At 32.7% G+C, this 26,067-nt stretch carries 22 protein-coding genes; 5 read left to right on the top strand and 17 right to left on the bottom strand.

The window, feature by feature from the left end; all coding sequences use genetic code 11:
• Window positions 1-41 precede the first annotated feature (41 nt).
• The 5 genes from hisC to LPC11_RS10185 form a co-directional block, all read right to left on the bottom strand.
• Entirely contained in the window at window positions 42-1,097 is a 1,056-nt protein-coding gene (hisC, locus tag LPC11_RS10165; RefSeq protein WP_023374804.1) for a histidinol-phosphate transaminase, read from the bottom strand.
• A 207-nt stretch (window positions 1,098-1,304) separates the two neighbouring features.
• Complete coding sequence (locus tag LPC11_RS10170; RefSeq protein ID WP_231307258.1) at window positions 1,305-2,819, bottom strand: ABC transporter permease/substrate-binding protein; 1,515 nt, start codon at window positions 2,817-2,819, stop codon at window positions 1,305-1,307.
• Window positions 2,812-3,777 carry an ABC transporter ATP-binding protein gene (locus LPC11_RS10175; protein ID WP_023374802.1) on the bottom strand — a complete coding sequence of 322 codons (966 nt, stop codon included), beginning with the start codon at window positions 3,775-3,777 and terminating at the stop codon, window positions 2,812-2,814. Before LPC11_RS10175 ends, LPC11_RS10170 begins: the two co-directional genes overlap by 8 nt.
• Before the next feature lie 235 nt (window positions 3,778-4,012).
• The gene (gene recQ, locus LPC11_RS10180) at window positions 4,013-5,794 is read right to left on the bottom strand and encodes a DNA helicase RecQ (RefSeq protein ID WP_231307398.1); all 1,782 of its coding nucleotides are present in this window, start codon (window positions 5,792-5,794) and stop codon (window positions 4,013-4,015) included.
• Between the two features lie 10 nt (window positions 5,795-5,804).
• Window positions 5,805-7,694 carry an ABC-F family ATP-binding cassette domain-containing protein gene (locus LPC11_RS10185; protein ID WP_193220846.1) on the bottom strand — a complete coding sequence of 630 codons (1,890 nt, stop codon included), beginning with the start codon at window positions 7,692-7,694 and terminating at the stop codon, window positions 5,805-5,807.
• 102 nt (window positions 7,695-7,796) lie between these two features.
• On the opposite strand from LPC11_RS10185, the gene LPC11_RS10190 reads away from it, so the two are divergent.
• Entirely contained in the window at window positions 7,797-8,612 is an 816-nt protein-coding gene (locus LPC11_RS10190; RefSeq protein ID WP_023374799.1) for a ZIP family metal transporter, read from the top strand.
• Window positions 8,613-9,032: 420 nt separating this feature from the next.
• On the opposite strand, the gene ltaS is transcribed toward LPC11_RS10190, so the two are convergent.
• The 7 genes from ltaS to LPC11_RS10225 form a co-directional block, all read right to left on the bottom strand.
• Complete coding sequence (gene ltaS / locus LPC11_RS10195) at window positions 9,033-10,973, bottom strand: polyglycerol-phosphate lipoteichoic acid synthase LtaS (protein ID WP_231307259.1); 1,941 nt, start codon at window positions 10,971-10,973, stop codon at window positions 9,033-9,035.
• A 557-nt stretch (window positions 10,974-11,530) separates the two neighbouring features.
• On the bottom strand, window positions 11,531-12,535 hold the full coding sequence (locus tag LPC11_RS10200) for a 5-oxoprolinase subunit C family protein (RefSeq protein ID WP_023374797.1): 1,005 nt from the start codon (window positions 12,533-12,535) through the stop codon (window positions 11,531-11,533).
• The gene (locus tag LPC11_RS10205; protein WP_023374796.1) at window positions 12,523-13,230 is read right to left on the bottom strand and encodes a 5-oxoprolinase subunit B family protein; all 708 of its coding nucleotides are present in this window, start codon (window positions 13,228-13,230) and stop codon (window positions 12,523-12,525) included. The genes LPC11_RS10200 and LPC11_RS10205 overlap by 13 nt, the downstream gene beginning before the upstream one ends.
• A 19-nt stretch (window positions 13,231-13,249) precedes the next feature.
• Window positions 13,250-13,456: a hypothetical protein gene (locus tag LPC11_RS10210; RefSeq protein ID WP_023374795.1), complete on the bottom strand. Its 207-nt coding sequence runs from the start codon at window positions 13,454-13,456 to the stop codon at window positions 13,250-13,252.
• A 45-nt stretch (window positions 13,457-13,501) separates the two neighbouring features.
• The gene (locus tag LPC11_RS10215) at window positions 13,502-14,110 is read right to left on the bottom strand and encodes an aminotransferase class IV (protein WP_023374794.1); all 609 of its coding nucleotides are present in this window, start codon (window positions 14,108-14,110) and stop codon (window positions 13,502-13,504) included.
• Entirely contained in the window at window positions 14,110-15,258 is a 1,149-nt protein-coding gene (gene pabB, locus LPC11_RS10220; protein WP_023374793.1) for an aminodeoxychorismate synthase component I, read from the bottom strand. Before pabB ends, LPC11_RS10215 begins: the two co-directional genes overlap by 1 nt.
• On the bottom strand, window positions 15,242-15,835 hold the full coding sequence (locus LPC11_RS10225) for an anthranilate synthase component II (protein WP_023374792.1): 594 nt from the start codon (window positions 15,833-15,835) through the stop codon (window positions 15,242-15,244). Before LPC11_RS10225 ends, pabB begins: the two co-directional genes overlap by 17 nt.
• A gap of 325 nt (window positions 15,836-16,160) precedes the next feature.
• On the opposite strand from LPC11_RS10225, the gene queC reads away from it, so the two are divergent.
• The 4 genes from queC (at window position 16,161) to LPC11_RS10245 (ending at window position 18,668) form a co-directional block, all read left to right on the top strand.
• Window positions 16,161-16,832: a 7-cyano-7-deazaguanine synthase QueC gene (gene queC / locus LPC11_RS10230; RefSeq protein ID WP_023374791.1), complete on the top strand. Its 672-nt coding sequence runs from the start codon at window positions 16,161-16,163 to the stop codon at window positions 16,830-16,832.
• Between the two features lies 1 nt (window position 16,833).
• Complete coding sequence (queD, locus tag LPC11_RS10235) at window positions 16,834-17,253, top strand: 6-carboxytetrahydropterin synthase QueD (protein WP_023374790.1); 420 nt, start codon at window positions 16,834-16,836, stop codon at window positions 17,251-17,253.
• A complete protein-coding gene (gene queE, locus LPC11_RS10240; protein ID WP_023374789.1) occupies window positions 17,253-17,966 on the top strand; it encodes a 7-carboxy-7-deazaguanine synthase QueE in 714 nt (237 codons plus the stop codon). The genes queD and queE overlap by 1 nt, the downstream gene beginning before the upstream one ends.
• A 102-nt stretch (window positions 17,967-18,068) precedes the next feature.
• The gene (locus LPC11_RS10245; protein ID WP_023374788.1) at window positions 18,069-18,668 is read left to right on the top strand and encodes a hypothetical protein; all 600 of its coding nucleotides are present in this window, start codon (window positions 18,069-18,071) and stop codon (window positions 18,666-18,668) included.
• A gap of 206 nt (window positions 18,669-18,874) precedes the next feature.
• Here the strand turns inward: LPC11_RS10245 and LPC11_RS10250 are convergent, their stop codons facing one another.
• The 5 genes from LPC11_RS10250 to LPC11_RS10270 all read right to left on the bottom strand — a co-directional run bounded on the left by LPC11_RS10250 (window position 18,875) and on the right by LPC11_RS10270 (window position 26,063).
• On the bottom strand, window positions 18,875-19,981 hold the full coding sequence (locus tag LPC11_RS10250) for a glycosyltransferase family 2 protein (protein ID WP_023374787.1): 1,107 nt from the start codon (window positions 19,979-19,981) through the stop codon (window positions 18,875-18,877).
• Window positions 19,982-20,210: 229 nt separating this feature from the next.
• Entirely contained in the window at window positions 20,211-21,053 is an 843-nt protein-coding gene (locus LPC11_RS10255; protein ID WP_023374786.1) for an aldo/keto reductase, read from the bottom strand.
• A 129-nt stretch (window positions 21,054-21,182) separates the two neighbouring features.
• A complete protein-coding gene (locus LPC11_RS10260) occupies window positions 21,183-22,532 on the bottom strand; it encodes a hemolysin family protein (RefSeq protein ID WP_023374785.1) in 1,350 nt (449 codons plus the stop codon).
• 249 nt (window positions 22,533-22,781) lie between these two features.
• The gene (nagA, locus tag LPC11_RS10265) at window positions 22,782-23,951 is read right to left on the bottom strand and encodes an N-acetylglucosamine-6-phosphate deacetylase (RefSeq protein WP_041614099.1); all 1,170 of its coding nucleotides are present in this window, start codon (window positions 23,949-23,951) and stop codon (window positions 22,782-22,784) included.
• 144 nt (window positions 23,952-24,095) lie between these two features.
• Window positions 24,096-26,063 (bottom strand): PTS fructose transporter subunit IIABC, encoded by a 1,968-nt coding sequence (locus tag LPC11_RS10270; RefSeq protein WP_023374783.1) that lies wholly within the window; start codon window positions 26,061-26,063, stop codon window positions 24,096-24,098.
• Window positions 26,064-26,067 lie beyond the last annotated feature (4 nt).

Below are 26,067 nucleotides of genomic sequence, written 5' to 3' on the forward strand. Positions count from 1 at the left end.
GACGATTCAGACAAAAGATTTAACTTACCTAATATAACACTTTAAAATTCAAAATGTTGTAATACGTCAATCATCTTATCATTTTGTTCTGGAAAACCTACCGTAATCCTAACGCCTGTAGGAAATGGTCGTGTAATACAACCTACTTTTAAGAGTGCCTCATACAGTTCTTTACTTTTATCTGTTTGTACAAATACAAAGTTAGTTTGACTTGGTAAGAAATGTTTACTTTGAGGTATTTGATAAAATTTTTCACGTTCTTTAGCATTTTTTGAAGTAATCTGTTTTAAGTAGTCTTGATCTTCCAATGCAGCTACTGCAGCATATTCAGATAAACGTGTAACATTGAATGGTGGTCTAATGATATTCCATTTTTCAATAGCTTCATTAGTGGCAACCACATAACCTACGCGTAATCCTGCTAATCCATAGGCTTTTGAAAAAGTTCTTAGTAAAAATGCATTATCAAATGTTTCTTGTAACTTTAACGTATCAGGATAATCGTCTGCAGTAACAAATTCAAAATATGCTTCATCAATGAGTACAGGTACATGACTTGGTACACGTTCTAAAAATCCTTTAAGTTCATCATGATTAAAATATGTACCAGTAGGATTATTAGGGTTACATAACCACACTAGCGATGTATCGTCATCGACTTCATTTAAAATACCTTCTAAATCAAATCCACCATTCTTTAATGGCACTTGAACAACGTGAGCAGACTCTACAATAGCATTATGATAATATTGTCCAAATGTTGCCTCGCTCGTTACGATTTTATCTCCTGGTGTTAATACTGCTCTTGAAATCATTAAGATGACTTCATCCAAACCTGCGCCAAATAAAATTCGAGATGCGTCCACATCTAAATGTTGACTAATCGCCTCTCTAAGTAGTGGCGATCCTGTTTCAGGATAATAATATAATTCATCTAAATGATTTGTTATTGCTTCTTTAGCTTTAGGAGAAGGACCATATAAGTTTTCATTGGATGCTAATTTATATAACTCTTCTTCAATTCCATATGCTTCTTTGAGTGCTCTAGGTGATAGTCCTGGTTGATATGCAGATAATTGTTCGAGTTGTTTTTTCATATTAATCGTTGCCCCCTCAAATTGACAGAAATTTCAAAAACTTAATATTAATTATAAACACTTACTATTACATAAATCAATCCATCTTCAAATCAAATATGAAATGTAATAGTTAAAGTGACATGTCTAAAGAATCAAAAAAGCCTCAATGAGAACGAAACATTCCATTATGTTCCATACCATTGAGGCTATGTTTATCAGACTATTTTATTTCACCAGACCTTCTTTTTCTAAGTAATCTTTAGCTACTTGATATGGGTCTTGTTTCTTTACTGTGACTTTATAATTCATTTCTTGCATTTCTTCATCTGAAATCTTGCCAGCTAGTTTATTAAGTGGTTTCTTCACTTCTGGATGATCCTTGATGAATTTTTCTTTAAACATTGGTGCACCTTGATAAGGTGGGAATACATGTTTATCATCCTTTAATACTACCATATCATATTGCTTTAATTCCGCATCTGTAGAATATGCATCAATTAAATTGATGTCCCCTTTTTCAACTGCTGTATAGCGAAGTTTAGGCTCCATGGTTTTGGCATTTGAAATATTTAGACCATAAGCTTTTTTAACTGCTTTAAAACCGTCTGGTCGATCATTGAATTCCAGTGTAAACCCTGGTTTTAATTTATCTTCTACTTTAGACAAATCACCAATGGTTTTAATATGATTTTTCTTAGCAAAATCACGTTTAACTGCTAATGCATAAGTATTATTATATTTCATTGGTTTTAACATGGTCATATTATATTTTTTCTCTAAACTTTGTTTAGCTTGTTGATATACTTGAGGTTCTTGCTTAGATTTTAAATCTTCTTTTGTTAATTCTCCTAAAACTGTACCTGTGAATTCTAAATAACCATCGATATCGTCAGATTTAAGTGCATTAAATAAGAAGGCAGTCTTACCCATTCCATCTTTGACTTCAACAGTATCATCTGTATCTTGTTCAATTAATATTTTATACATATTAGTAATGACGGATGGTTCTGAACCTAATTTACCTGCTAGCGTAATTTTATCACCTTTTTGAGCAAATAACGGGACGATAATAGCAACCATAATGATTATTACCATTGTTCCTAAGACGATTAATAATTTCTTATATGATAGTTTCTCCATAAATCTTAGTACAATATCAAATAATATGGCTAATAATGCTGCTGGAATTGCACCAATTAAAATTAATGATGCGTCATTACGATCAATCCCTAGTAAAATTAAATCCCCCAGTCCACCAGCACCAATTAATGCTGCTAAAGTTGCGGTACCTATAATGAGAACCATAGCAGTTCTAATACCTGCCATAATCACAGGCATGGCTATAGGTAATTCTACTTTTGTTAATCGACGTATGGGTTTCATACCAATACCTTTTGCCGCTTCGACTAGTGATGGATCAACCTCTTTTACACCTGTATATGTATTACGTAATATAGGTAACAGTGCATATACAACGAGTGCAATGATTGCTGGTAATCGTCCTATTCCAAATAATGGAATCATTAATCCAAGTAATGCTAATGAAGGAATCGTTTGCAGTATTGCAGCAATATTCATGACAATTTCAGATGTTTTCTTCGTTTTGGTTAATAAAATACCAAGTGGTACGGCAATGATGGTTGCTATTAATAAAGCAATAAATGAAATCTGTATATGTTCAATAATCGTCGAGAGTAACTGTCCCTTACGTTCTGCTAGCGTTTGCCAAAATTCATGCATGGGTGTTCTCCCCCTTTACGCCTGACAAATATTTAAATACATCTTCTCTTTTAATTAATGTCTTATGTTGTGATTGTTCATCAATCACTACGATAGCGTCATGATTGATTAATGTTTGATAAATATCATCTAAATATTGTTCATTACTTATTTCTGGATAATTTTTCGTAGCAGCAACCTCATCTAATTGACGTTCAATATTTAAATCCTTCAATATCACTCTAGATTCTGATTTCTGTATATGATTACCCATAAATTGTTTCACAAAGTCACTTTGAGGATGTTGTTGAAAACCTGATGGTGTATCAATTTGTTCGACATGTCCTTCATTCAATAAACATATTCGGTCTCCCAACTTCATTGCCTCTTGAATATCATGCGTCACAAATACGATGGTTTTTTTAATCTTTGTTTGTAAATCAATCAAATCATCTTGAAGTTTTTCTCTACTTATTGGGTCTAACGCACTAAATGGTTCATCCATAATAATGACAGGTGGATCTGCAGCTAACGCACGCACTACTCCAACACGTTGTCGTTGTCCTCCAGATAGTTCTTCAGGTAACCTATTTTTATAAATCTCGGGGTCCAACCCAACCATCTCTAATAATTCATCTACTCTTACATTAATATCCTTATCTTTCCATTTCTTCATTTGTGGCACTTGTGCTATATTTTCTTTAATCGTCATATGTGGAAATAATGCAATTTGTTGTAGTACATACCCAATATCCCATCTCATTTCATAAACAGGATAATCGCTGATTGGCTTATTATTAAAATAAATATATCCCTCGCTTAGTGGAATTAATCGGTTTATCATTTTTAAAGTTGTCGTTTTCCCACAACCTGAAGGGCCTATTAATACGAAAAATTCCCCTTCTTTGATATTAAAACTAACATCGTCTACTGCGACATGATTACCGTAACGTTTCGTCACATTCTTAAATTCAATCACAACTTCACCTTCATTCACTCTAATCAAATAGACATTTTCATTTACTATACCCTTTTTTATGTTCTAATCACAAATCAAATTAATTAATTTTTTTGATTTTTTGATATTTGTTACAAGTACACTTACTAATCGCTAAATTGAGACCATATTAAACATGAAAAACTCGATGCAAGACACATTTATCATGTGATGTACATCGAGTTTAAATCTTAATTCATTTTGTTATTGTTAATATTTAAATACTTGTCTTATATGACTGTATTCTTTCAAGGAATTGTGGGCAATAATGTTTTAGTTTATAACTCCCCACACCGTCAATGTTTATCATATCTTGTTTAGATTCTGGTTTTCGCTTAGCAAATTCTTCTAATGTATAATCAGAGAAAATACTTACTGGTGCAATTCCCAGTTTATCACTTAATTGTTTTCTCACTTTAACCAGTTCGCTAAATAAAGTTCTGTCTACACCTTCTACTGTGTTTATAAACACTTTTTCTTTTGATTTTTGTTTAAATGGCGTTGTATATACTTTAGTGTCATCATTTAATAACTTTTTCACTGACTTATCACATATAAGTATTTCATCATTTTCATTTAAAAAGCCTTTAAATCTTAATTCATCAATTAAATGGCTTAATTCTGAAGTAGTATATGATTTCATAATACCGTGAGTTGTCAATTGGTCATAATCGTTATATTTAATGTAATCTGTTGTTTCACCACGTAACACCTGAATAATGACGCTATAGCTTTCTTGTTGTCTCATACGTGCGACACAACTAATGATCATCTTAGCTTCTCTCGTCATATCATAGGTTTTATTCTCTTGTATACAATTACTACACTGTTTACATTCTTCTAATTTTTCATTAGGTTCAAAATAATGGACTATCGTTGCTTCAAGACATTTTTTAGTTTTAGTATATTGGAGCATTTTAGTTAGTTTTTCGCCCATCTTCTCTTTATAATCATCGTCTGCTTGAGATACTGATATAAAATATTCATGAAGTCCTCTATCACGTTCACTGAATAATAAGATACATTCACTTTTCAAGCCATCACGACCTGCACGTCCAGCTTCTTGATAATATGATTCTAAATCCCCTGGCATATTGTAGTGTATAACAAATCTGACATTAGATTTATCGATTCCCATACCAAAAGCATTCGTCGCAATAACGACATTCACACGATCGTATAGAAAATCATTTTGAGCAGCTTCTCTTTCCTTATTTGTTAATCCCGCATGATAAATCGTACATTTAACCTTATGACTTTCAAGTACCTCTTGTAGCTCTTCAACTTGTTTACGTGTCGAACAATAAATGATACCCGCTTCTTCATCATGTTCTGTGACATAGTCTACGACAAATTTTTGACGTTGATATGTTGGATTAACTTTAAATATTAAATTTCGCCGCTTCGTGCTCGTCTTCACTTCATCATTGGCCTCAATATTTAATTTTGTCATAATATCTTGTTGTACTTCAGCTGTTGCCGTTGCTGTTAATGCCACAATCGCAAAATCTTGTGGAAGTGTGAAAACCTTTTGAATCACATTTTGATAACTTGGTCTGAAATCATGTCCCCATTTTGAAATACAGTGCGCTTCATCAAATGCAACTAATCGTATATTTACTTTTCTTAATTGACTTAAAAAATATTGATTTTCAAAACGTTCAGGTGCGACATATAAGAACTGAATATGGCCGCTAATTAAATCTTGTTCAATCTTTTTTTGTTGTTTCTGAGTTAAACTACTATTAATAAACGCAGCATTAATCCCCATTGCTTTCAATTGGTCTACTTGGTCTTTCATTAATGATATTAATGGACTAATAACAATTGTCGTTCCACCTAACATCAATCCAGGTACTTGATAACATATCGATTTACCGCCACCTGTGGGTAACACACCTAATACATTTCGATGATCTATAATTTTTGAAATGATTTCTTCTTGACCTGGACGAAACGTATCGTAGCCAAAATAATGCGATAAAGTTTCTTGCATGATTAAATTCCCCTTATTGTTCTTTTAATTCTTCGAGTTCACTCCATCTTGTGATGTCAGTATCATATGTTGCCTCAAGTTGTTCTTTTTCTTCATTCAGTGCTTTGATTTTTGCGTAATCTGCACTCGCTTCTACCATTTCTTCGTCAATTTCAACTAATCTTGTTTCAGTTTGATCAATACGTTCAAGAAGTGCTTCATATTCACGCTTTTCCTTATATGACAGTCCCGATTTTTTTCGAGATTGTGGTTTATGTTTGGTTTGATTGGCGCTCTGTTTATCCATAGCAAATTGTTTGTCTTGAGCTTTTTTATAAGCTTCATAGTCCTCAAATGAACCAATGATTTTTTCCATTTTACCATCATGAATATACCAATATTCTTGTGCCACTTTGTTAAGAAAATATCTATCATGACTAACCGTAATCACTGAACCACCAAATTCATCGATATAATCTTCTAAAATGGTTAGGGTTTCGGTATCTAAATCGTTTGTAGGTTCGTCTAATAATAATACATTCGGCTTATGTACTAATAAACGTAAAAGATATAACCGCTTTTGTTCGCCACCTGATAATTTATATACTTTCTTACCATGCGTTGAACTTGGGAATAGAAAGCGCTCAAGCAATTGTGTTACAGAAACGGAGGTGCCATCCTTTTCCATAGCAACTTCACTCTCTTCACGAAGATAATCAATCACTCTGATATCTCTATCTAATGTTTCTTCAGTTTGTTTGAAGTAAGCCACTTTAACGGTCTGTCCTACTTTTAATTGGCCTTCAAATGATTGATCTTCAGATGCTAATATATTTAATAATGTGGTTTTGCCCGCTCCATTAGGACCTACTATACCTATTTTTTGACCACTTTGTATAATCTCAGTAATATTTTCAAATAGTACTTTGTCATTGATTGATTTTGATAAATGATCTAATTCATACACTTGTTTACCTAGTCTTGAATGAGCTAAATTCAACTGTGCTTTATCTTGTTTCGTTTGTTGTTTAACTTCAGATTCTAAGTCGCTAAAGCGATTAATACGTGCTTGTTGTTTAGTTGTTCTAGCTTTTGCGCCGGCTCTCATCCAAGCCAATTCTTGCTTATATAATGCCTTTTGCTTTTGTTGTTGTTTCTGTTCGATTTGTTCATTTTCAGCACGCATAGCTATGTAATCTTCATAATTACCAGGATATGTTTTTAACTTACCTCTATCTAATTCAATAATTCTTGAAGATACTTCGTTTAAAAAGTAACGGTCATGTGTTACAAATAAAACAGTATAAGGATATTGCTTTACGTAATTAATTAACCAGTTTATCGACTCAAAATCTAAATGGTTTGTCGGCTCGTCTAACAATAATAAATCGGGTTGTTCTATTAATGTCTTCGCTAAAACAACACGTTTTTGTTGACCACCTGATAATGACTTCACTAATTTATTTGTATCATTAATGCCTAATTTAGAAAGTATGGTCTTGATTTCAGCATTATAATCCCATGCCTCTTTACGATCCATCATTTCTTGAGCTTCCATCATAATTTGAAATTGCTTGTCGCTTTGATTGATGGCATATTGATTTACAGCTTGTTCATAATCTTTAATCACCTTTAATGTAGGTGTATCAGAACTTAGTACCGCCTCAAACACTGTCATATCTCCATCAAGATCATGCTTTTGTGATGAATAACGTATTCGATAATTATTTGGATGTGTGATATCAGCCGTAAAATCTTCGTCTATATTACCTATGACTTTCAGCAATGTACTCTTACCTGTACCATTAATCCCTACTAGACCAATCTTTTCGTGTTCAGATATAGATAAATTTAAGTCATCGAATATCACTTTGTCTGCATAGGATTTATTTAAATGTTCAATTTTATATGCTTCCATGCTTATCTTCCTTTTACTATCGAATTTTCTATATAATTTTGTTAAGCTTAAATCAGTTCTATATATTATACACCTTTTTAAGCTTAAATGATACAAGGAGACCTAGTTATGGCAGAATTCTTCGAAAATTTGCCTCCTCATTTTCAAGCTTTAATTGCAGGAATCATTACATGGTTATTAACAGCACTTGGTGCAGCTTCTGTCTTTATTTTTAAATCTGTTAATGATAAAGTGTTGAACTCGATGCAAGGGTTTGCTGCAGGTATTATGATTGCCGCAAGTTTCTGGTCTCTGTTACAACCCTCAATTGAATTTAGTAAAGACTCAGCAATGCCATGGTTACCAGCTGCGATTGGATTCTTATTTGGCGGTTTCTTTATTCGCGGACTAGATTTTGTTATACCGCATATGCATCGTAATGCGAAGGATGAAAATCAGCAACAAGAAGGCATTGACACATCTCTAAGTAAAAATGCATTACTCGTGCTTGCAATTACATTGCATAATATACCTGAAGGTTTATCAATTGGTGTTGCCTTTGGTGGCGTAGTATCAGGCAATGGTACTGCTACATTCCTAGGTGCGATTGGCTTAGCGATTGGTATAGGTATCCAAAACATTCCTGAAGGTGCAGCCTTATCTATGCCAATTAAAGCAGCCGGTGCGTCTAGTTGGAAAGCTTTCAACTATGGACAGGCTTCAGCTATTGTAGAACCCATATTTGCTATGATTGGCGCAGGTGCAGTACTAGTTATTACACCGATGTTACCGTACGCGCTCGCCTTTGCTGCAGGTGCAATGATATTTGTAGTAGTAGAAGAGCTAATACCAGATTCTCAATCAGGTAATAATACAGATTTAGCTACGCTAAGCTTAATGCTTGGTTTCGCTATTATGATGGTATTAGACGTTGCATTAGGCTAATCAAGTAGTTTTATTAAGATGTAATTTCCATATAATTTCCTAAAATTAAAGTTTGACTACGAAGGCAGATAGAATAATAAAGAGGAGTGGAGTTCAATAGAACCCCCACTCCTCTTTAATTTGTCGTATTAAGCAGATAAACAGGCTAGGACATAAATACATACTTCAAGTTACATTCATATTTAGTCAGCCGTTGACTGAAAAGTCATTCTTTTTCTTATAGAAATTAGAATGACATACACATGCGTATTGACTCATGTGTTCGTATTTTAAAGTACACATTAGCTGTGGCTAAAGCATAAGAACCACTACATCATAAATGATTAGTGGTTCTTTATTATTTCTGTTCCACTCTCTGTTAAATATATCAAAAATAAAAAAACCTAATTGAGTGCTTATACTCAATTCGGTTTTATTGAATTATTTTTTCTCGTTACCTTTTGGTCCTGTTTTATATTCATACTTCGATGGATCTACTTTTTTGAAATCAGGATTTTTATAGAATCTGAATAAGTCACCGTTAAGTAAACTATCATTCATTTCTAAATCTTTTTCAACTTGTTTTTGATTTTTCTCGAAGTCTTTTGGTTTCTTAGTTAGTAATTCATTATCTTTATTAGAATATAACTTACCGTTAACATATTTGTAGTCTTTAGTAATAAAGTCACCATTTCTAAATGGTACTACATCGTTATGTTGTTTAGAGAATAAATCAGTACCAAACATGATATAGTTTTTAGTATCAATACCAACTAAATGTAAAATCGTTGGCATAACATCCATTTGTCCAGCATATTCTTTATTTATGCCACCTGATTTGCCTGGAATTTTAATCCAGAAACCAGTACGGTTTAAATCAGTGAACTTCGCTGGTGTAATCTTTTCACCTAATAATTTTTCCATCGCATTATTATGGTTTTCAGAGATACCGTAGTGGTCACCATAAATCATGATAACAGAATCATCATATAACCCTTTTTTCTTAAGATCTGTAACATATTCTTCAAGCGCTTGGTCTAAATAATGTGCTGTTTGAATATATCCGTCAACTGTAGAGTCACCTGTATTTGGCTTATCAATAGATGCATCCTTCTCATCTAAAGTGAATGGATAATGGTTAGTCAATGTAATAAGGTGAGAATAGAACGGTTTTTTCATTTTAGCTTGATAGTCCGCTGAATCTTTGAAGAACACTTTATCTTTTAATCCTAAATTGACTACATTATCGTCTGACATATCATAATAGGTTGCATCATAGAACTTATCTATACCAAAGTGTTTATAAATTTGGTCTCTGTTCCAGAACGTTTTATAGTCACCATGCATGACATTTGAATTATAACCTTGCTTTTGATCTAAAATCGCTGGCAGTGATTCATATGTGTTGTCACCTTTTAATGAATATGCAGAACCTTGTGGTAATCCATATATACTGTTATCCATTGTCAATTCGGCATCTGATGTCTTACCTTGACCAGTTTGATGGAAGAAGTTAGGGAAGTAAGTGTAATCTTCTTTACCACTTGATAGTTTGTTCAAGAATGGTGTTACTTCCTTACCATTAACTTTCTTGTTAATTAAGAAAGTTTGGAAACTCTCTAAATGGATTTTAATAATATTTTTCTTCTTAGCCGCACCATAATATTCTGGGTTAGGTTCAGTACGTTTTTGCTTTGTATAATTAAGCACTTTAGTTAGGTCATCTTCTGATGCTAAAGCCTTTTGTTGATTGTTTTCGATCGTTTTTACACCATCATATACTGTAAAATTAAATGGTCCTAAATATTTAACTAAGTATTTGTGGTCAAATGTACGAGTTAATAACTCTGGACGGTCAGTTTCAGCAAAAGCTAAGTTTAAGAAGAATAACGCTACTGATACAGCCATAACGACTGGAACAAATTTCTTACTAAATGCTTTTGTACTTAACCACTGACGTTTAAAGATTAGAATAAACAGGTAGATAATCGTATCGATAAAGTACACAAAGTCGTACCATTTAAATGATGCACCTAATGCGCCACCCATAGATTCTACATTCCCTGCTTGATTCAAAGTACTAAACGTTAAAAAATCAGAGAAAAATCTAAAGTATACAACGTTGGCATACAGTAAAAATGTTAATAAGAATCCTCCAACAAAAATAAACCAAAAAGCCTTTTTACCTTTGAAGAATAGGAACACACTTAGTACAAGTGCGATTAAACTGTATGGATTCATCAGTAATATTAAGTTTTGTACTAATCCTTTAACACCTAAAGAAAAATCAACATAATAGGAAAAATATGTCTTTAGCGTGATCGTAAATACGGTCATCAGGAAAAACGCAAAAAGACTTATCTCCTTTTTGTGAGAACTCATGTTTGTTTCCTCCGTTTATTGTTAATAAACCACAAGAACCTTATCAATAACGAATTAAACGTAATTAGGCAATGGTAATTTGTCTTAAAACAACGCCAGTAAGCTTTTATCTTCTTTAACAATAACTCCGTTTAACATATAAACGCATTGCTTACTTTACTACGTCGAAATAAAACAAGTTATTTCCACTTTTATTTTAACCCATTCCAATATTGGTCTGCATGATTTAACACAATATATAATTTTTAAAATTCACTAAACATTTCATTTTGACGTTAAAAATAGCTAGTAGATTGGTCCAATAACTAGCTAATGTATTGTTGATGTTAATTTTTTATTAAGAAAATATGATGAATGTAATCATATTGTAACAAAATACATAGTTCAATATATTAATATAAAGGAAGCAACCTTAAATATCAAGTAAAAACACACTTTTCAAAATATAAACTATGATTGAAAGTTAAACCTTCTATAATGTACCTATATATTATATAGACTTATATTTATTAATCCATCCGTCTTAAGTACGAGCTTCCACTTTACATTAATAGTGCCTATTTCAACATTTCTAACTGCATACGATACTCAATGCCATGGAATAATTGATTTAACCAATTACTATATTTAATGAGATTTTTCTCTGCTGTTTCAATATCTATAAATTGGAATTTTAATTTTGATCCTGTTGGTTTCTGAGCTAACTTTGTTAAATGATAGCTTGCTATCGTACCTATCTGAGGATAACTACCCAATGTATAGTGATCATTTAACAGGATGATTGGTGTACCATCTCTTTTAACTTGAATTGTACCTCGTTTAACTGATTGATGTGCAGGCATATCATCATAATACGCTTTCACTTTTTCCCCTTCTAAAACCATTCCCATTCGATTTGCTTTACTAGTTACTTTATAATTATGTGATGTAAAACGTTGCAAGACATTTTCTTTAAAATCTTCTGAACCTTTGTTTTTAATGACATGGAATACATCCGACATATAGTTAAATGATAACGCATAGCCATCTACACCCCAATCTGTTTGACGAGACTCAGCTAAATTTTCAAATAATTTTTGATGTCGCTCACTATATAGGCGTTTCATTTCAATTTCATCACCATTTTGTAGTTGTCGACCTTCAAAACCACCCAATTTAACATTAAAATCTGTTGATGTAGAGCCTAACCATTCTTCTAGATTAAAGCCTCCACCGACAGCTAAATAAACACGTGATGTTCTGCTCGTTTCTTCAAACTTTAAAACATCATCTTTTTCCATTAAATATAACTTATATGGAAAGACCTTCATTGTTTGTGTCTCTGCTTTAAAATTACCACCTGCTAATGCGATTAACGTTGGTTCTGTAAAACGAATCGTTGGCATTTTATGTGTCATTTCGAGTGTTGCTTCATTTTTATCATTAGCTACTAACCGATTGGCAATTTCGTGTGACAAACTATCAAGTGCACCACTTGGTATCACACCATTATGTTCATATCCGTGTCTACCAAAATCATGAAAACTACTAAATAAACCGCTATTTTCTATTATGATTGACATGTTTTAAAGTCTCCTAAATCCAATTCATTTTTATCTTTAGCAATAAATTGTACATTATCGCCTAATTTTAAGAGTGAAAAATCATCTTTATTTGGAAAGAAAAGTTGTGTTGGTGTATATCCAATTACCAACCAGTCATTATAAGTGTCGGTAGTAACGATACCACATTTTTTGCCTTCAATGACGACGGAACCTGCCGGAATAAATTTCTTTTCTTTGCTTGTATGATTCACAAATAATTTTTTGTTCATTCCTGTTAAATATGGAAATCCTGGTGAATATCCCATCATCGATACAAAATAATCACTTCCTGTATGTAGTGCTTTAAATTGTGATTCATCCATTTTTAAATGTTTTAATAATGATTCTAAGTCTGGCCCGTATTCTTCTCCATATACGATAGGAATTTGAAATGGTGCCTGCGTTTTATTCTCATGTTTTATTTCCAACTTAATCGACTCAATGAGCGCTTTCATATATAAGAATGGCGATTGTATATGATGATGTTTAATCATGTCTCGTGCATCATAAATAATCATCATGTCCGATTCAGTAGGTACAATTTCTATGATGAACGAGTAATTTTTTTCATTTAAATATGATCGCAAGGCTAATAAATCTTCAGTAAGATCTTTTGATACCTTTTTCTCTATTGATATTACGATGGCTTGGTCGCCTTGACTATATATTTTCATACCTTCACCTCAAAAGTCTTTAATGATGATAAAATACGTTCATACGCTCTATTACAAAAGGCATCAGTGATTTAATCAATAAATATACTAATATAATGGCACATATGGTAGTAACTGTTGCAACGATACGTGCGAATATTTGTGCTCTCTTTTGTAATAATCGATTAACGATGACTTTATTTACAACTGCTACAACAATTAATAATCCTATCCATAATAATGTCATTATCTACTCCATTTGATAATATTTCGCGCTACTTTCATGTTAATTTTATAGGTAAATTGTAACGTCGGCAACCTCTCGCAAACTATTTAGTAAAAATACCTCTACTTTATTAGTAGTCAATTTCTCTATTAATTCATCAACATAATAGTTTTTTTCTTGCAAACAACCTTCATCAATCAATGATTGCCGCATGCATCCTAATAAAAAATCTTCATTATAATGAGGTGTATAATAATATCCGTTTTCTTTAAACATAACGTTCCCAATATTAAATTCTAAAATCTTGCCATTCTTATCAAATATGAGTGCTAAATCAGTATCTAAATCATAAGATACATGGTCTCTATTCGATGTTTTATTAATTATCGTTATATGAGATGTATTTGAATGTTCACGTACTAAAGACGCAGTAAAATGTGATTTAGATGTTAATGGTGCTACTAAATAGTCGAAATCCCCTTCTTCGTTTAACATCACTTTCAAACGGTAACTACCTTCTTGATATTTAGATTGTATCGAGTGAATAAGACGTTCCCAGCCTAACTCATTAAAAGTCATATTCAATTTGTTACTAGATTGACTTATTCTCTGTTTGTGATAAGCAAGTCGTGCAATATGACCATTCTCTAATTTCATTGTTTCAAATAAGTACATTATAACCTCTCCAGTATCCTCGTCTTATCATAAAATTCTTGGACTTCATTATCTGGGTTAGAGTTAATCGTAATCCCAGCACCAACGCCATAAATCGCTTGCTGATGTCGATACTCAATCGTACGTATAGGTATATTAAATATCATTTTACCGTTAGGCAGTAATAATCCAATCGTTCCACAATATATGTATCTTGGAACTTGTTCTAAAGAATGAATTAATTTCATAGTATTGATTTTAGGTGCACCAGTAATAGAACCACACGGAAATATAGCACTTAAAATCATTTCAAGTGTCACATCTGATGATAGTTTTCCTGTGACCATACTCGTCATTTGATGTACCGTATGATACGTTTCTATAAAAAATAATTTATAAACAATAATACTTCCTGTCATTGCTATTCTAGAAATATCATTACGCAATAAATCTACAATCATTACATTTTCAGCTTTATCTTTCTCAGACTGTTGAAGTTGATGGTAGTTTTGTAGATCTTCTTCGTTCGTTACACCTCTCGGCATTGTACCTTTCATTGGCTTACTAACTAACACGTTCGGTTCACCATTAAATATTCCTTTCTGAAAAAATAATTCAGGAGAAATAGATGCGACTTTAACCTCATCTGTATCTAATAAGGCCGTGTAATTACCATTCGCCGCAGTGGTTAATTGTCGATATAACTGATGAATAGGAAAATGGATGTTATCAGTTAATCGGGTAGTATAGTTCACTTGATAGGTGTCTCCTTCGACAATTGCATGTTGAATGCTTTTAATTTTTTCTTTCATTTGTTGATTTGATTCTATAAATTTAAAGTGATGTTTCGAATTATATGATACATCATTCAATTTTGTAGATTCATTTATGTGATTGGCTACTTTAAAGCTATATGCTATTGCTAAGATACCATCTTCTTCTACATGGCACACAGCCATTTGTGGGTTAAAATAACGTGCCGCTTCATATGTTATATATAACGTGACATAACGACCTTGTTGTTGTTGTAATTCTGCAAAACGTATAACACGCCCCACTTCATCTATATGTTTAGCTATCTTCTTTTCAATCAATTGATCCAATTCAATATGATAGGTTTCGAATTGATTGTCGTCTATGTAATAGCGATAGTTAAATTTGATAGTCATTATTTTCACCTACAATGTCGATAAAGTTTTGAATCTGGTTTTGGCCTTGTTCGCTTAAAATGGATTCTGGGTGATACTGTAAACCATAAATAGGATATTTATCATGCTCTATCCCCATAATGACATCATCTTCTCCCTTAGCCGTAATTTTCAAATCGCTTGGAATGCTACTTTCATCTGCTTGTAAAGAATGATATAACATTACATTAAATTTTTCTGGCAATCCTTGAAACATACCTTCACCATAGTGGCTTAATAATGTCGTATGACCATGTATAGGTCTATCTCTATGTATAATTTTTCCTCCAAAATATTGGTAAATCATTTGAAATCCTAAACAGACCCCAAAAATAGGTATGTGCTGATAAAAGTCATCCATCACCTTAAATAAAATAGAATAATCACTAGGTCTCCCGGGACCAGGAGAGATAACGATAGCTTTAGGCTTTAGCGCCTTTAATTCCTCGATATTAATCTCCTCTACATCAATAACATTCACTATATCTTGTGTAGCCATTTTAAAATAATTAATTAAATTATAAGTAAATGAATCTTTATTATCTATCACTACTAACATGATTACGCTCCATTACATTAATATTCGTTATTCGATACGTCTTTAACACTATTATCACAAAAATTCACTTGATTTTACATATGAATTGGTTTATTCTATGTTGCGTACAAAATATATAGTTATCAGAGGTTCCTAGCCGAAACCCTCTATAAAAAACTAGACACTGAATTTAATTTCTGTTTGCAAATAGACATATCATTTTAATGCTTTCTTTAAAATTATATGTGTATTCACAATCTGTCGTCTATCTTTTTTATAGAGATAGGCTTTTTTTATGCCTTAATTTTCGGTTTTAGTGACTAATGATTTATAGGAGGAAAAAATCATGGTACAACACACTCTAGATCCAAACAAAGCCATAGTCGTCTTTAGCGGAGGTCAAGACAGTACAACATGTTTGTTTTATGCTAAAAAGCATTTTAAAGATGTTATTCTCGTTACTTTTAATTATGGACAAAGACATGATACTGAAATTGAAGTAGCTAAAAAAATTGCTCAAGAACAAAACGTAGAACACCACATATTAGATATGTCGTTGTTATCCCAACTGACACCTAATGCATTAACACAACATGACTTAAAAATTGAAGATACAGAAGATGGTATTCCAAATACATTCGTACCTGCTCGTAATCTACTGTTCTTATCATTCGCTGGTGCATTAGCTTACCAAATTAAAGCTAAACATATCATTACTGGTGTTTGTGAAACTGACTTTTCAGGTTATCCTGACTGTCGTGATAGTTTCATTAAATCAATGAACGTAACATTAAATCTGTCTATGGATCGAGATTTTGTGATTCACACGCCATTAATGTGGTTAGATAAAGCACAAACATGGGAACTTGCTGACGATCTTGGGGTATTAAACTATATTCGTGAAAATACGCTAACTTGTTATAACGGTATTATTGGAGATGGTTGTGGTGAATGCCCTGCTTGCCAATTAAGATCACGCGGACTCGACCGATATCTTGCGAAGAAAGGAGTACAATAAGATGATTCAACAAATCTATCCTAGTGTCAATCATCCCTATCAATTCGAACTTAATAAAGACTTTAACTTTTCAGCAGCACATTATATTCCAAGTGAAGACGCTGGAAAATGTATGCGTACTCACGGACATACTTATTTCGTAAATATTACCATAGCTGGAGATGAATTAGATCACAATGGTTTTTTAGTGAATTTTAGTGATTTAAAAAAATTAATTCATGACCAATTCGATCATTATTTATTAAATGATTTAGTTCAATTCAAAGGTAAAAGCCCTTCTACAGAAATTGTTGCTCAAACTATATATCAAATGGTGCAATCATATCTTAAAGATCAAAAGAATCAACCAAAATGTGTCCAAGTTTATTTACGTGAAACACCTACAAGCTATGTCGTTTATCGTCCTAAGGGTGATCAATAATGGCTAAAATACCTGTATTAGAAGTGTTTGGTCCAACAATTCAAGGAGAAGGACGCGTCATTGGTAGAAAAACAATGTTTGTTAGAACTGCAGGTTGTGATTATCGCTGTAGTTGGTGTGATTCTGCCTTTACATGGGATGGTAGTGCTAAAGAGGATATTCAATTAATGTCTGCAGAAGAAATATATGACAAATTGCGTGAAGTAGGTGGCGACAATTTTAATCACGTCACAATTTCTGGTGGAAATCCGGCACTTATTAAAGGTATCCAAGATTTAGTAAATTTATTTGAAGAACATCATATTCAAACTGCCCTTGAAACACAAGGCAGTAAATTTCAACCATGGATGACTCAAATCGATGACTTAACAATTAGTCCCAAACCGCCAAGCTCAAATATGAAACCTAATTTGGAAATTTTAGATAGTGTTATTGAACAGTGTGTACCTGAATCACTAAATTTAAAAGTCGTCATTTTTGATGAGGGTGACTTCGAATTTGCTAAAATGATTCATCATCGTTATCCAACAATTCCATTTTATTTACAAGTGGGTAATCCTTATTTAGATGATGAGGTCGACAACCATACTGCTAAACTATTACAACGTTATGAACAATTAGTCGAACGTGTCATGACTAGTAGCGATATGAATAATGTATATGTATTGCCCCAATTACACACATTGTTATGGAGTAATATGAAGGGTGTTTAAACTCATTTAATATAACTTTAACAATTTCGAGTGTTATATAATGATTAAGTTTATGTTAATTGATATAATAATTGAATGAAGTATTACGGATAGGAGTACACCATGATTCTATATATATTAATTAATATTGCCGTAGTATTGCTCATTATAGGAATAGATTTATATTTGCACCAATTTGAACAACTTCGGTTTAGTTCAATACTAATAGCTATTTCATTAAATGCTATTATCGATTTAATCGTAGTCTCAAAATATAATTTTATTTCAATCTATACGATGATTTTATTCATTGTATGGGCATTATTACAACTCTATTTAAATAAAAAAATTAATCCTTTCATGATAAAAGACCAAAAGTTCATTGCAGTGATATTTGCCATTGTCATAAGTTTAGCGCAATTTATAACAGATATTTCCAGTGAACAATCTGTCTATATGTCGTTACCATACTTAGCTCCAGCTATTTTCATTATCGGTGCAGTATTATTATTTATAGGTACATTTAATTTGTCAGAACTTAATCGTCTACCTATTTTAAAAACAATCAAACACCCTATGATGATTGGTACGATATTAATTATCATCTCATTTATAGCTATGATGATACTCACACCTTTTTGGTACGTGTTTGCTATCATATATGTACTATTCATATTATTTATCATATGGCAACGTATATTTAAGGGAGAGGGACAGAAATAATAAAGAACCACTAATCATTTATGATGTAGTGGTTCTTACGCATTAGCCACAGCTAATGTGTACTTTAAAATAGGAATTCATGAGTGAAACTCATGCATAAGAAATACTAATTTCTAAAGAAAAAGTATTTCTTTATCGTTGTCAAAAAATCAATTTATAAAAAGCTTACAGGTTATGGAAAAATATATAATCTGTAAGCTTTTTGTTTAATGAACACGTTCTTTATATTCATCACTATTTTGTGTTGCTTGATATGTCGGTTGATGTCTATGTGCATCAAATCTTCTAATTTGATGATAGTGTTCAGATTGATTTTTTCTAGATTGTGCCTTGTCTGAGTCTTTTGACTCCTGTGATCTTTCAGATGTTTGTTCAGGTTCAATATTCGTGGCCTGAACAATATATTTAGGTCGCTTTTTCACTTCATAATAGATACGACCAATATACTCACCAATGACTCCTATAGACATTAACTGAATACCACCTAAAAGTGTGATCGCAGCTATTGTTGTGAAGTAACCGGGAATGTTCACACCTGAAATCATGATATTAATTAAAAGATATACGAGATATAGTACACTAAGTGAAAATGTAATCATACCTAGATAAATCATCATTCTTAATGGTTTATTATTAAACGAAATTAAGCCATCAATACCATAATTTAATAATTTGGCAAATGACCATTTCGATTCTCCTGCTTCACGTTCTACATTTTCATAGGTGAATACTTTCGTATTATAACCTATCCATTCAAATAATCCTTTTGAAAATCGGTTATATTCATCCATAGATGTCAGTGCTTGTACTGCACGTTTGCTTAGTAATCTAAAATCACCTACGCCATCTTCAAACTGCACATCTTCTACAAAGGCATTAATCAATTTATAATAAGCACGTGTCATCGATTTTCTAGCGACATTTTCTCCTTTACGATCACGTTTTGCTATAACTTGATCATAACCTTCATTATACCCTTCAACCATTTGCGGAATAAATTCTGGCGGATGTTGTAGATCAGCATCTATCATAACTACAGCGTCACAATGTTCACTATGTTGATAGCCTGCCACCATAGCAGCCTCTTTACCAAAATTTCTACTAAATGAAATATATTTTACGTGGTGGTCAGCTAATGCTAAATTTTGTAGATGATCAATAGTTGAATCTTTACTGCCATCATCTATGAATAGTAAATCGTATTCATATTGTTTATTGATGCTATCTTGCTTTAATATCTCAGTCAGCTTTTCATATGTTTTTAATACGACTTCTCCTTCATTATAACAAGGAATGATGACTCTTATATTCATTCAATGACATCCTTTTCTAGTAATTGATTTAATATTATTTTATCAATTACTTAATAGTGTATTCTACTTAGAGCCTTTGTATTTACAAAATCTTAATATTCCATTAATGTTTATCGCAATATTTATTGAAAATCACTACTTTTGTAAATTTAAATGAACTCAAAAGTAATATAAATGGAATCTTTCATTCATACGATGATTAATATTACGTCGCATTACTTCAACTCATTTATTTTAAATCACCTATCGCTACTTCATCTGGATCTTTACCTTGTCTATCATTTCGATTTAAACTATCAATTTGTGCTACATCTGTAAGTTCAAGATTGAAATCTAAAATATTATAGTTTTCGTAAATTCGACTAGGTGTTTTAGATTTAGGAATAATAATACGATTATGAGCTAAATGCCAACGTAAAACAATTTGTGCTGGTGTTTTATGATATCGTTTAGCCATGTCCGTAATAACCGGGTCATCTAATAACCCCTTATTTCTCATTAATGGCATCCATGCAGTGACTTTAATATCATGATGATCACAATAATCTTGTAATTCTTGTTGATTAAAGTATGGATGTAACTCTATTTGATTGATTTGAGGAACGATTTCTGTTTCTTGCATTAGTTTCTCTAGATGATGTTGTTTAAAATTACAAACGCCTATGGCTTTGACTTTACCTTCGTGATAAAGCGTTTCTAATGCCTTATAACTTTCTATAAATAAGCCATTTTCTTCACAAGGCCAATGAATTAAAAACAAGTCTAGATACTCAAGACCTAAATTTTCTAAAGATTGATTGAAATATTGAATCGTGCTGTCATATCCTTGATAATCATTCCATAATTTGGATGTAATAAATAAGTCTTCTCTATCAACGTTTGTTTGCTTTAACGCTTGTCCTAGTGACTGTTCATTACCATAAAAATATGCCGTATCAAATGCACGATAACCTGCTTCAATAGCGGTATTAATCACTTCATTCATTTCATCATCTGTTATTTTATAAACACCTAAGCCAATAGATGGCATAGGATAACCATTATTCAAATATTGTGTATCATTAATATTCATTCCTACCACTCTCCTTCATATGTCTTAGTTGTTGAAATACGTAAGCCAATGTATACCATACTATAATACACGTAAATAAAGACACTTAAACATAATAGCTTAAGCGTCTTTTCATCATAGATATCATCGTTAATCCGTTTGTTCCTCATCTGAATTAACTTCATATGTTGGGCGTTCTTGATTAAACTCATAATTTAAAGTGACCCAAATAATTTGGTGATTTTCAATTTCTGATATAATCCAACGATCGTAATCTGTATCAACAAAATCGTCTTTTTGAAGATTTGTATTTTCAGATTGTAACCATCCACCGATTGTATCAATATCTTCAGAGTCTTCGAATTCAATACCAAATTGTTCATTTAAGTCGTCTAATAACACTCGACCATTAATTTGATATTTGTTGTCCTCTAATTTAATGATGTCGTTCACTTCGTCATCGTCAAATTCATCTCTGATTTCACCGACAATTTCTTCTAAAATATCTTCCATTGTTAAAATACCTGCTGTACCACCATATTCATCAATAATCAAACTGATATGAACATGTTCACGTTGCATTCTAACAAGCGCATCACTAATACGTGTTGTCTCTGAAATCATCGGCAACTCATGTATATAGTTAGCAATTTTGATTGTTTTACCAGATGCATACTCAGTTAAGAATTCTTTAACATTTATAAATCCTTTAACGTGGTCCTTGTCACCATCTTCAGTGATAGGATATCGAGTGAATTGGTATTCTTTAATCGTTTCTAATAGTTCATCAACATTAAAAGGCTCGTTCAACGTAATCATTTGAGTTCGGGGAACCATAATATCTTTAGCTTGTCTTTCATCAAAAGAAAAGATATTTTGCATATATGCAAGTTCAGTTTGGTTGATTTCGCCACCATTATAACTATTATTAATAATGATTTTGATTTCTTCTTCTGACATTGCATCCGAATGTGCATCTGGATCTACACCAAACACTCTAATAATTACACGAGCCGAACCGTTCATTAACCAAATTAAAGGTTTCATGACATTACCAAAGTAATATAACGGTCTAGCATATAGTAACGCCATTTTCTCTGTATGTTGAATAGCGAATGATTTAGGTGCAAGTTCACCTAATACGACATGTAAATATGTTACTACAATAAACGCAATGACAAATGAAACTGTTGTCGTTAATGCACTTGGTAAATGCATTAGTTCGAATAAAGGATGTAGTAATTTATCAAATGTCGGTTCACCTAACCAACCTAAACCTAATGAAGTTACTGTTATACCTAGTTGGCATGCAGATAAGTAGTAATCCAGGTTGGCAATCATTTTCTTAACGATTTTAGCACCACTGTTTCCTTCATCTGCTAATTGTTCGATACGTGTAGATCTTACTTTGACAAGCGCAAATTCAGATCCGACAAATACTGTTGTTAATGCAATTAAAAGAAAAAATACAATTAAACTAATTATGGTCGAAGTTTCCAATTAATTCCCTATTTCTAGGGATTCACCTCCATATTATCTGTGTCACACATGGTTAACACGTAATTAAAATTTTCGAATTGGCTTAAATGATATTTACATGCTAAGACCTTCCCATTGCGACACCCCCTAAAAAAATGTAATTGATTTTATTCTATCATAAAAATATTTCATTGGGTTAATTTATGTTTATAGAATTACAACATAACATTTAAAACTAATACCCCTATTTAGTCAAATTATTCCTCAAATCTAAAATGTATGAACATAACCATTTTTAATGGTTTTGTGGACAGAAATCGTATCATCTACAATTACTAAATCAGCATCTTTCCCTACCTTAATACTACCTTTTGTTTGATCGATACCTAACGCTTTCGCTTGGTTCCAACTTGTCACACGCCACAAGTCTTTAATTGAAGCGCCTGTATAAGTGATTAAATTACGCAATCCATCATTCATTTTTAAGATACTACCTGCTAATGCACCTGAATCTAACCGTGCTTCTTCATTCTTAACAATAACGTTTTGCCCACCTAGATCATATTCACCTTCTGGCATTCCTTTTGCACGCATGGCATCTGTAATGAGATACATATGTTCATTGCCTTTATTTTGGTAAGCCATTGCTACGGCCGCTGGGTGCGAATGCACACCATCAACTATAATTTCTGTATTGAGGTTTTGATTTAACCATGCCGCTCCAAAAACCCCTGGTTCTCGATGTCCAAAACCTGTTGCCGCATTATATAAGTGCGTAATATGTTTGGCTCCATTATCAACAGCTGCATTTGCTTCATCAAATGTAGCTACTGTATGTCCCATTGAAAATATGATGTCGTTATTTAAAGCTTTTAATGTATCAGTTGCACCTTCAACTTCAGGTGCAAAAGTAATAATTTTAATCAATTGATTGGCAGTCTGTTGAAATGTCTTAATCTTTTCAATAGACGGTCTTTGAACATATTTAGGATGTTGCGCCCCCACTTTATGCTCTGAAATAAATGGACCTTCGAGATGAATACCTACAATTTCTGCAGCATCAAGCTTATTTTGAATTTGATAATAGTTTGCAATATTTTGGAGTGCTCGATTAATACTATCATCTGATTGCGTCATCGTTGTTGCTAAAAATGATGTTGTTCCTTCAGATAATAGTTGTTCAGATAAATGTTTAAGACCATCCTTAGAGGCATCCATCGCATCTTCGCCGTAACCACCGTGGATATGTATATCTATAAATCCGGGAATAACATGATGCCCTTGTGCATTTACCGTGGGATACGATTTACTTAAAGTATTCAATCTATCTTTATCAGAACCTATTTCCATTATTTTGCTATCTTTAATATGTATAAAACCATGTTCTATTTTTTGACTTTCTGTATAAATCTGACCGTTTATAAGTAAATATTCCTTCAATATCAATACCTTCTTTTCTAATTCTAATGATTCGATTGTTATTTTACTACAACCTTTCATTTTATTCATATCATACAATTCAACATTTAATTTTGTAAAAATAAAAATACCCTTGTCGTTTAAACGACAAGGGCTAAAAATCTATTATTCATCCATTGCTTTAGATGCTTCAATTTCATTTTCAGTTAATTTTGGTTTTAAGAAACCATATATTAAGGCAGAAACTAAAGTACCTACAACTAAAGCTAATAATGTTTGTAAAATGTGACTAAAGTCAGTTGATGCGATAACAAAGATACCACCGTGTGGCGCATGGATTCTTGAACCTAATGCCAATGCAATCGCACCACCAACACCTGAACCAACCATCATTGATGGAATCACACGAATTGGATCAGCTGCAGCAAACGGAATCGCACCTTCAGTAATGAATGATGCCCCCATAACATAGTTAGGTACAATTGAACCTCTTTGTTCTTTTGTGAATTTCTTTCTGAAGATAAGCATTGCTGTTGCAATTGCTAATGGTGGAATCATACCTCCAACCATTGCGGCAGTGATTGGTGCTGCATTACCTTCTGTAAGTGCTGCTGTAGCAAAAACGTATGCAGCTTTGTTAAATGGTCCACCCATATCGATTGCCATCATTGCACCAATAACTAAACCAAGTAACATAATATTTGAACCTGAAAGTCCATTTAATCCATTTAACAATAAGTGATTTAACCATGAAGCAGGTGGGTTAAATACGTAAATCATTAATAAACCTGTAATTGCTACTGATAATAATGGATAGATTAATGTTGGTTTTAAACCTTCTAATGACTGAGGTAACTTACGTGTCATGTATTTAATACCTTGTGTTAAATAACCTGCTAAGAAACCGGCAATAATACCGCCAATAAATCCTGAGTCACCTGAAATGGCTAACATACCGCCAACTAAACCAGCTGCAAATCCTGGTTTATCTGCAATACTACGAGCAATGAAACCTGCTAATACTGGAATGATTAAGGCAAAGGCACTGTTTTTACCTATATTCCATAGTTGCTCCGCGAATGCATTGTGCTCAGCACTCTCTGGTTTGAATGAGTTTGGTCCAATAATAAACACAATTGCCATAATGATACCACCAGCAATGACAAGTGGTAACATATTAGAAACACCATTCATTAAGTGTTTATAAAATGCTTTTCCTGGACTTAATTTTTCTTCATTCTCTTCGTTATTATTACCTGATCGATCGCCTCTAGCGACAAATGGTCTACGACTTGTATCTAAAGCAGTATTAATTAATTCTTCTGGTCGTTTAATACCATCAGCTACTGGTACTTCGACTACATTCTTACCATCAAAACGATCTGTCTCAACATGCACATCTGCTGCTACAATAATACCAGACGCTTTTTCAATATCATGTTCTGTTAAATGATTTTTAATCCCACTTGAACCGTTTGTTTCTACTTTGATTTTGACACCCATTTTTTCAGCTTGCTTTTTCAAAGCATCGCGTGCCATATAAGTATGTGCGATACCTGTAGGACAAGCTGTGACAGCTAAAACGTACGGTTCATTATCTTCAACGCCTGCACCAGTTGAAGCAGCTGCTGCATCCGCTTCATTTTGTTGTGCTTCTGCTTCTTCTTCTTTTGTTGCTTCATCATCTGCTGCATCAATAATTTGTAATACTTCTTCTGGTGATGATGCATTTATTAATTTTTCACGTACATTTTCATCCATTAAAATGCCTGATAACTTTGCTAATGCATCTAAATGCGTTTGAGCGCCACCTTCCGGTGCAGCAATCATAAAGAATAAATGTGCTGGTTGCATATCTAAACTTTGATAATCTACTCCAGCTTTTGATTTACCAAATGCAATCGCTGGAGATTTAACAGCACTCACTTTCGCATGTGGAATGGCAATACCTTCACCGATACCTGTTGTACTTTGTGATTCTCGGTTATGAATTGCTTCTTTAAACGATGGTACATCACTTAATTTACCTGCTTTGTCAAGTTGATGCACTAACTCATCGATAACACCATTTTTGTCTGATGAAGATAAATCCATTGCTATCGTGTCTTTTGTTAATAATTCTGTTATTCTCATATTA

This window comes from Staphylococcus sp. HL28 (assembly GCF_021117155.1).
GTDB lineage: Bacteria > Bacillota > Bacilli > Staphylococcales > Staphylococcaceae > Staphylococcus > Staphylococcus warneri.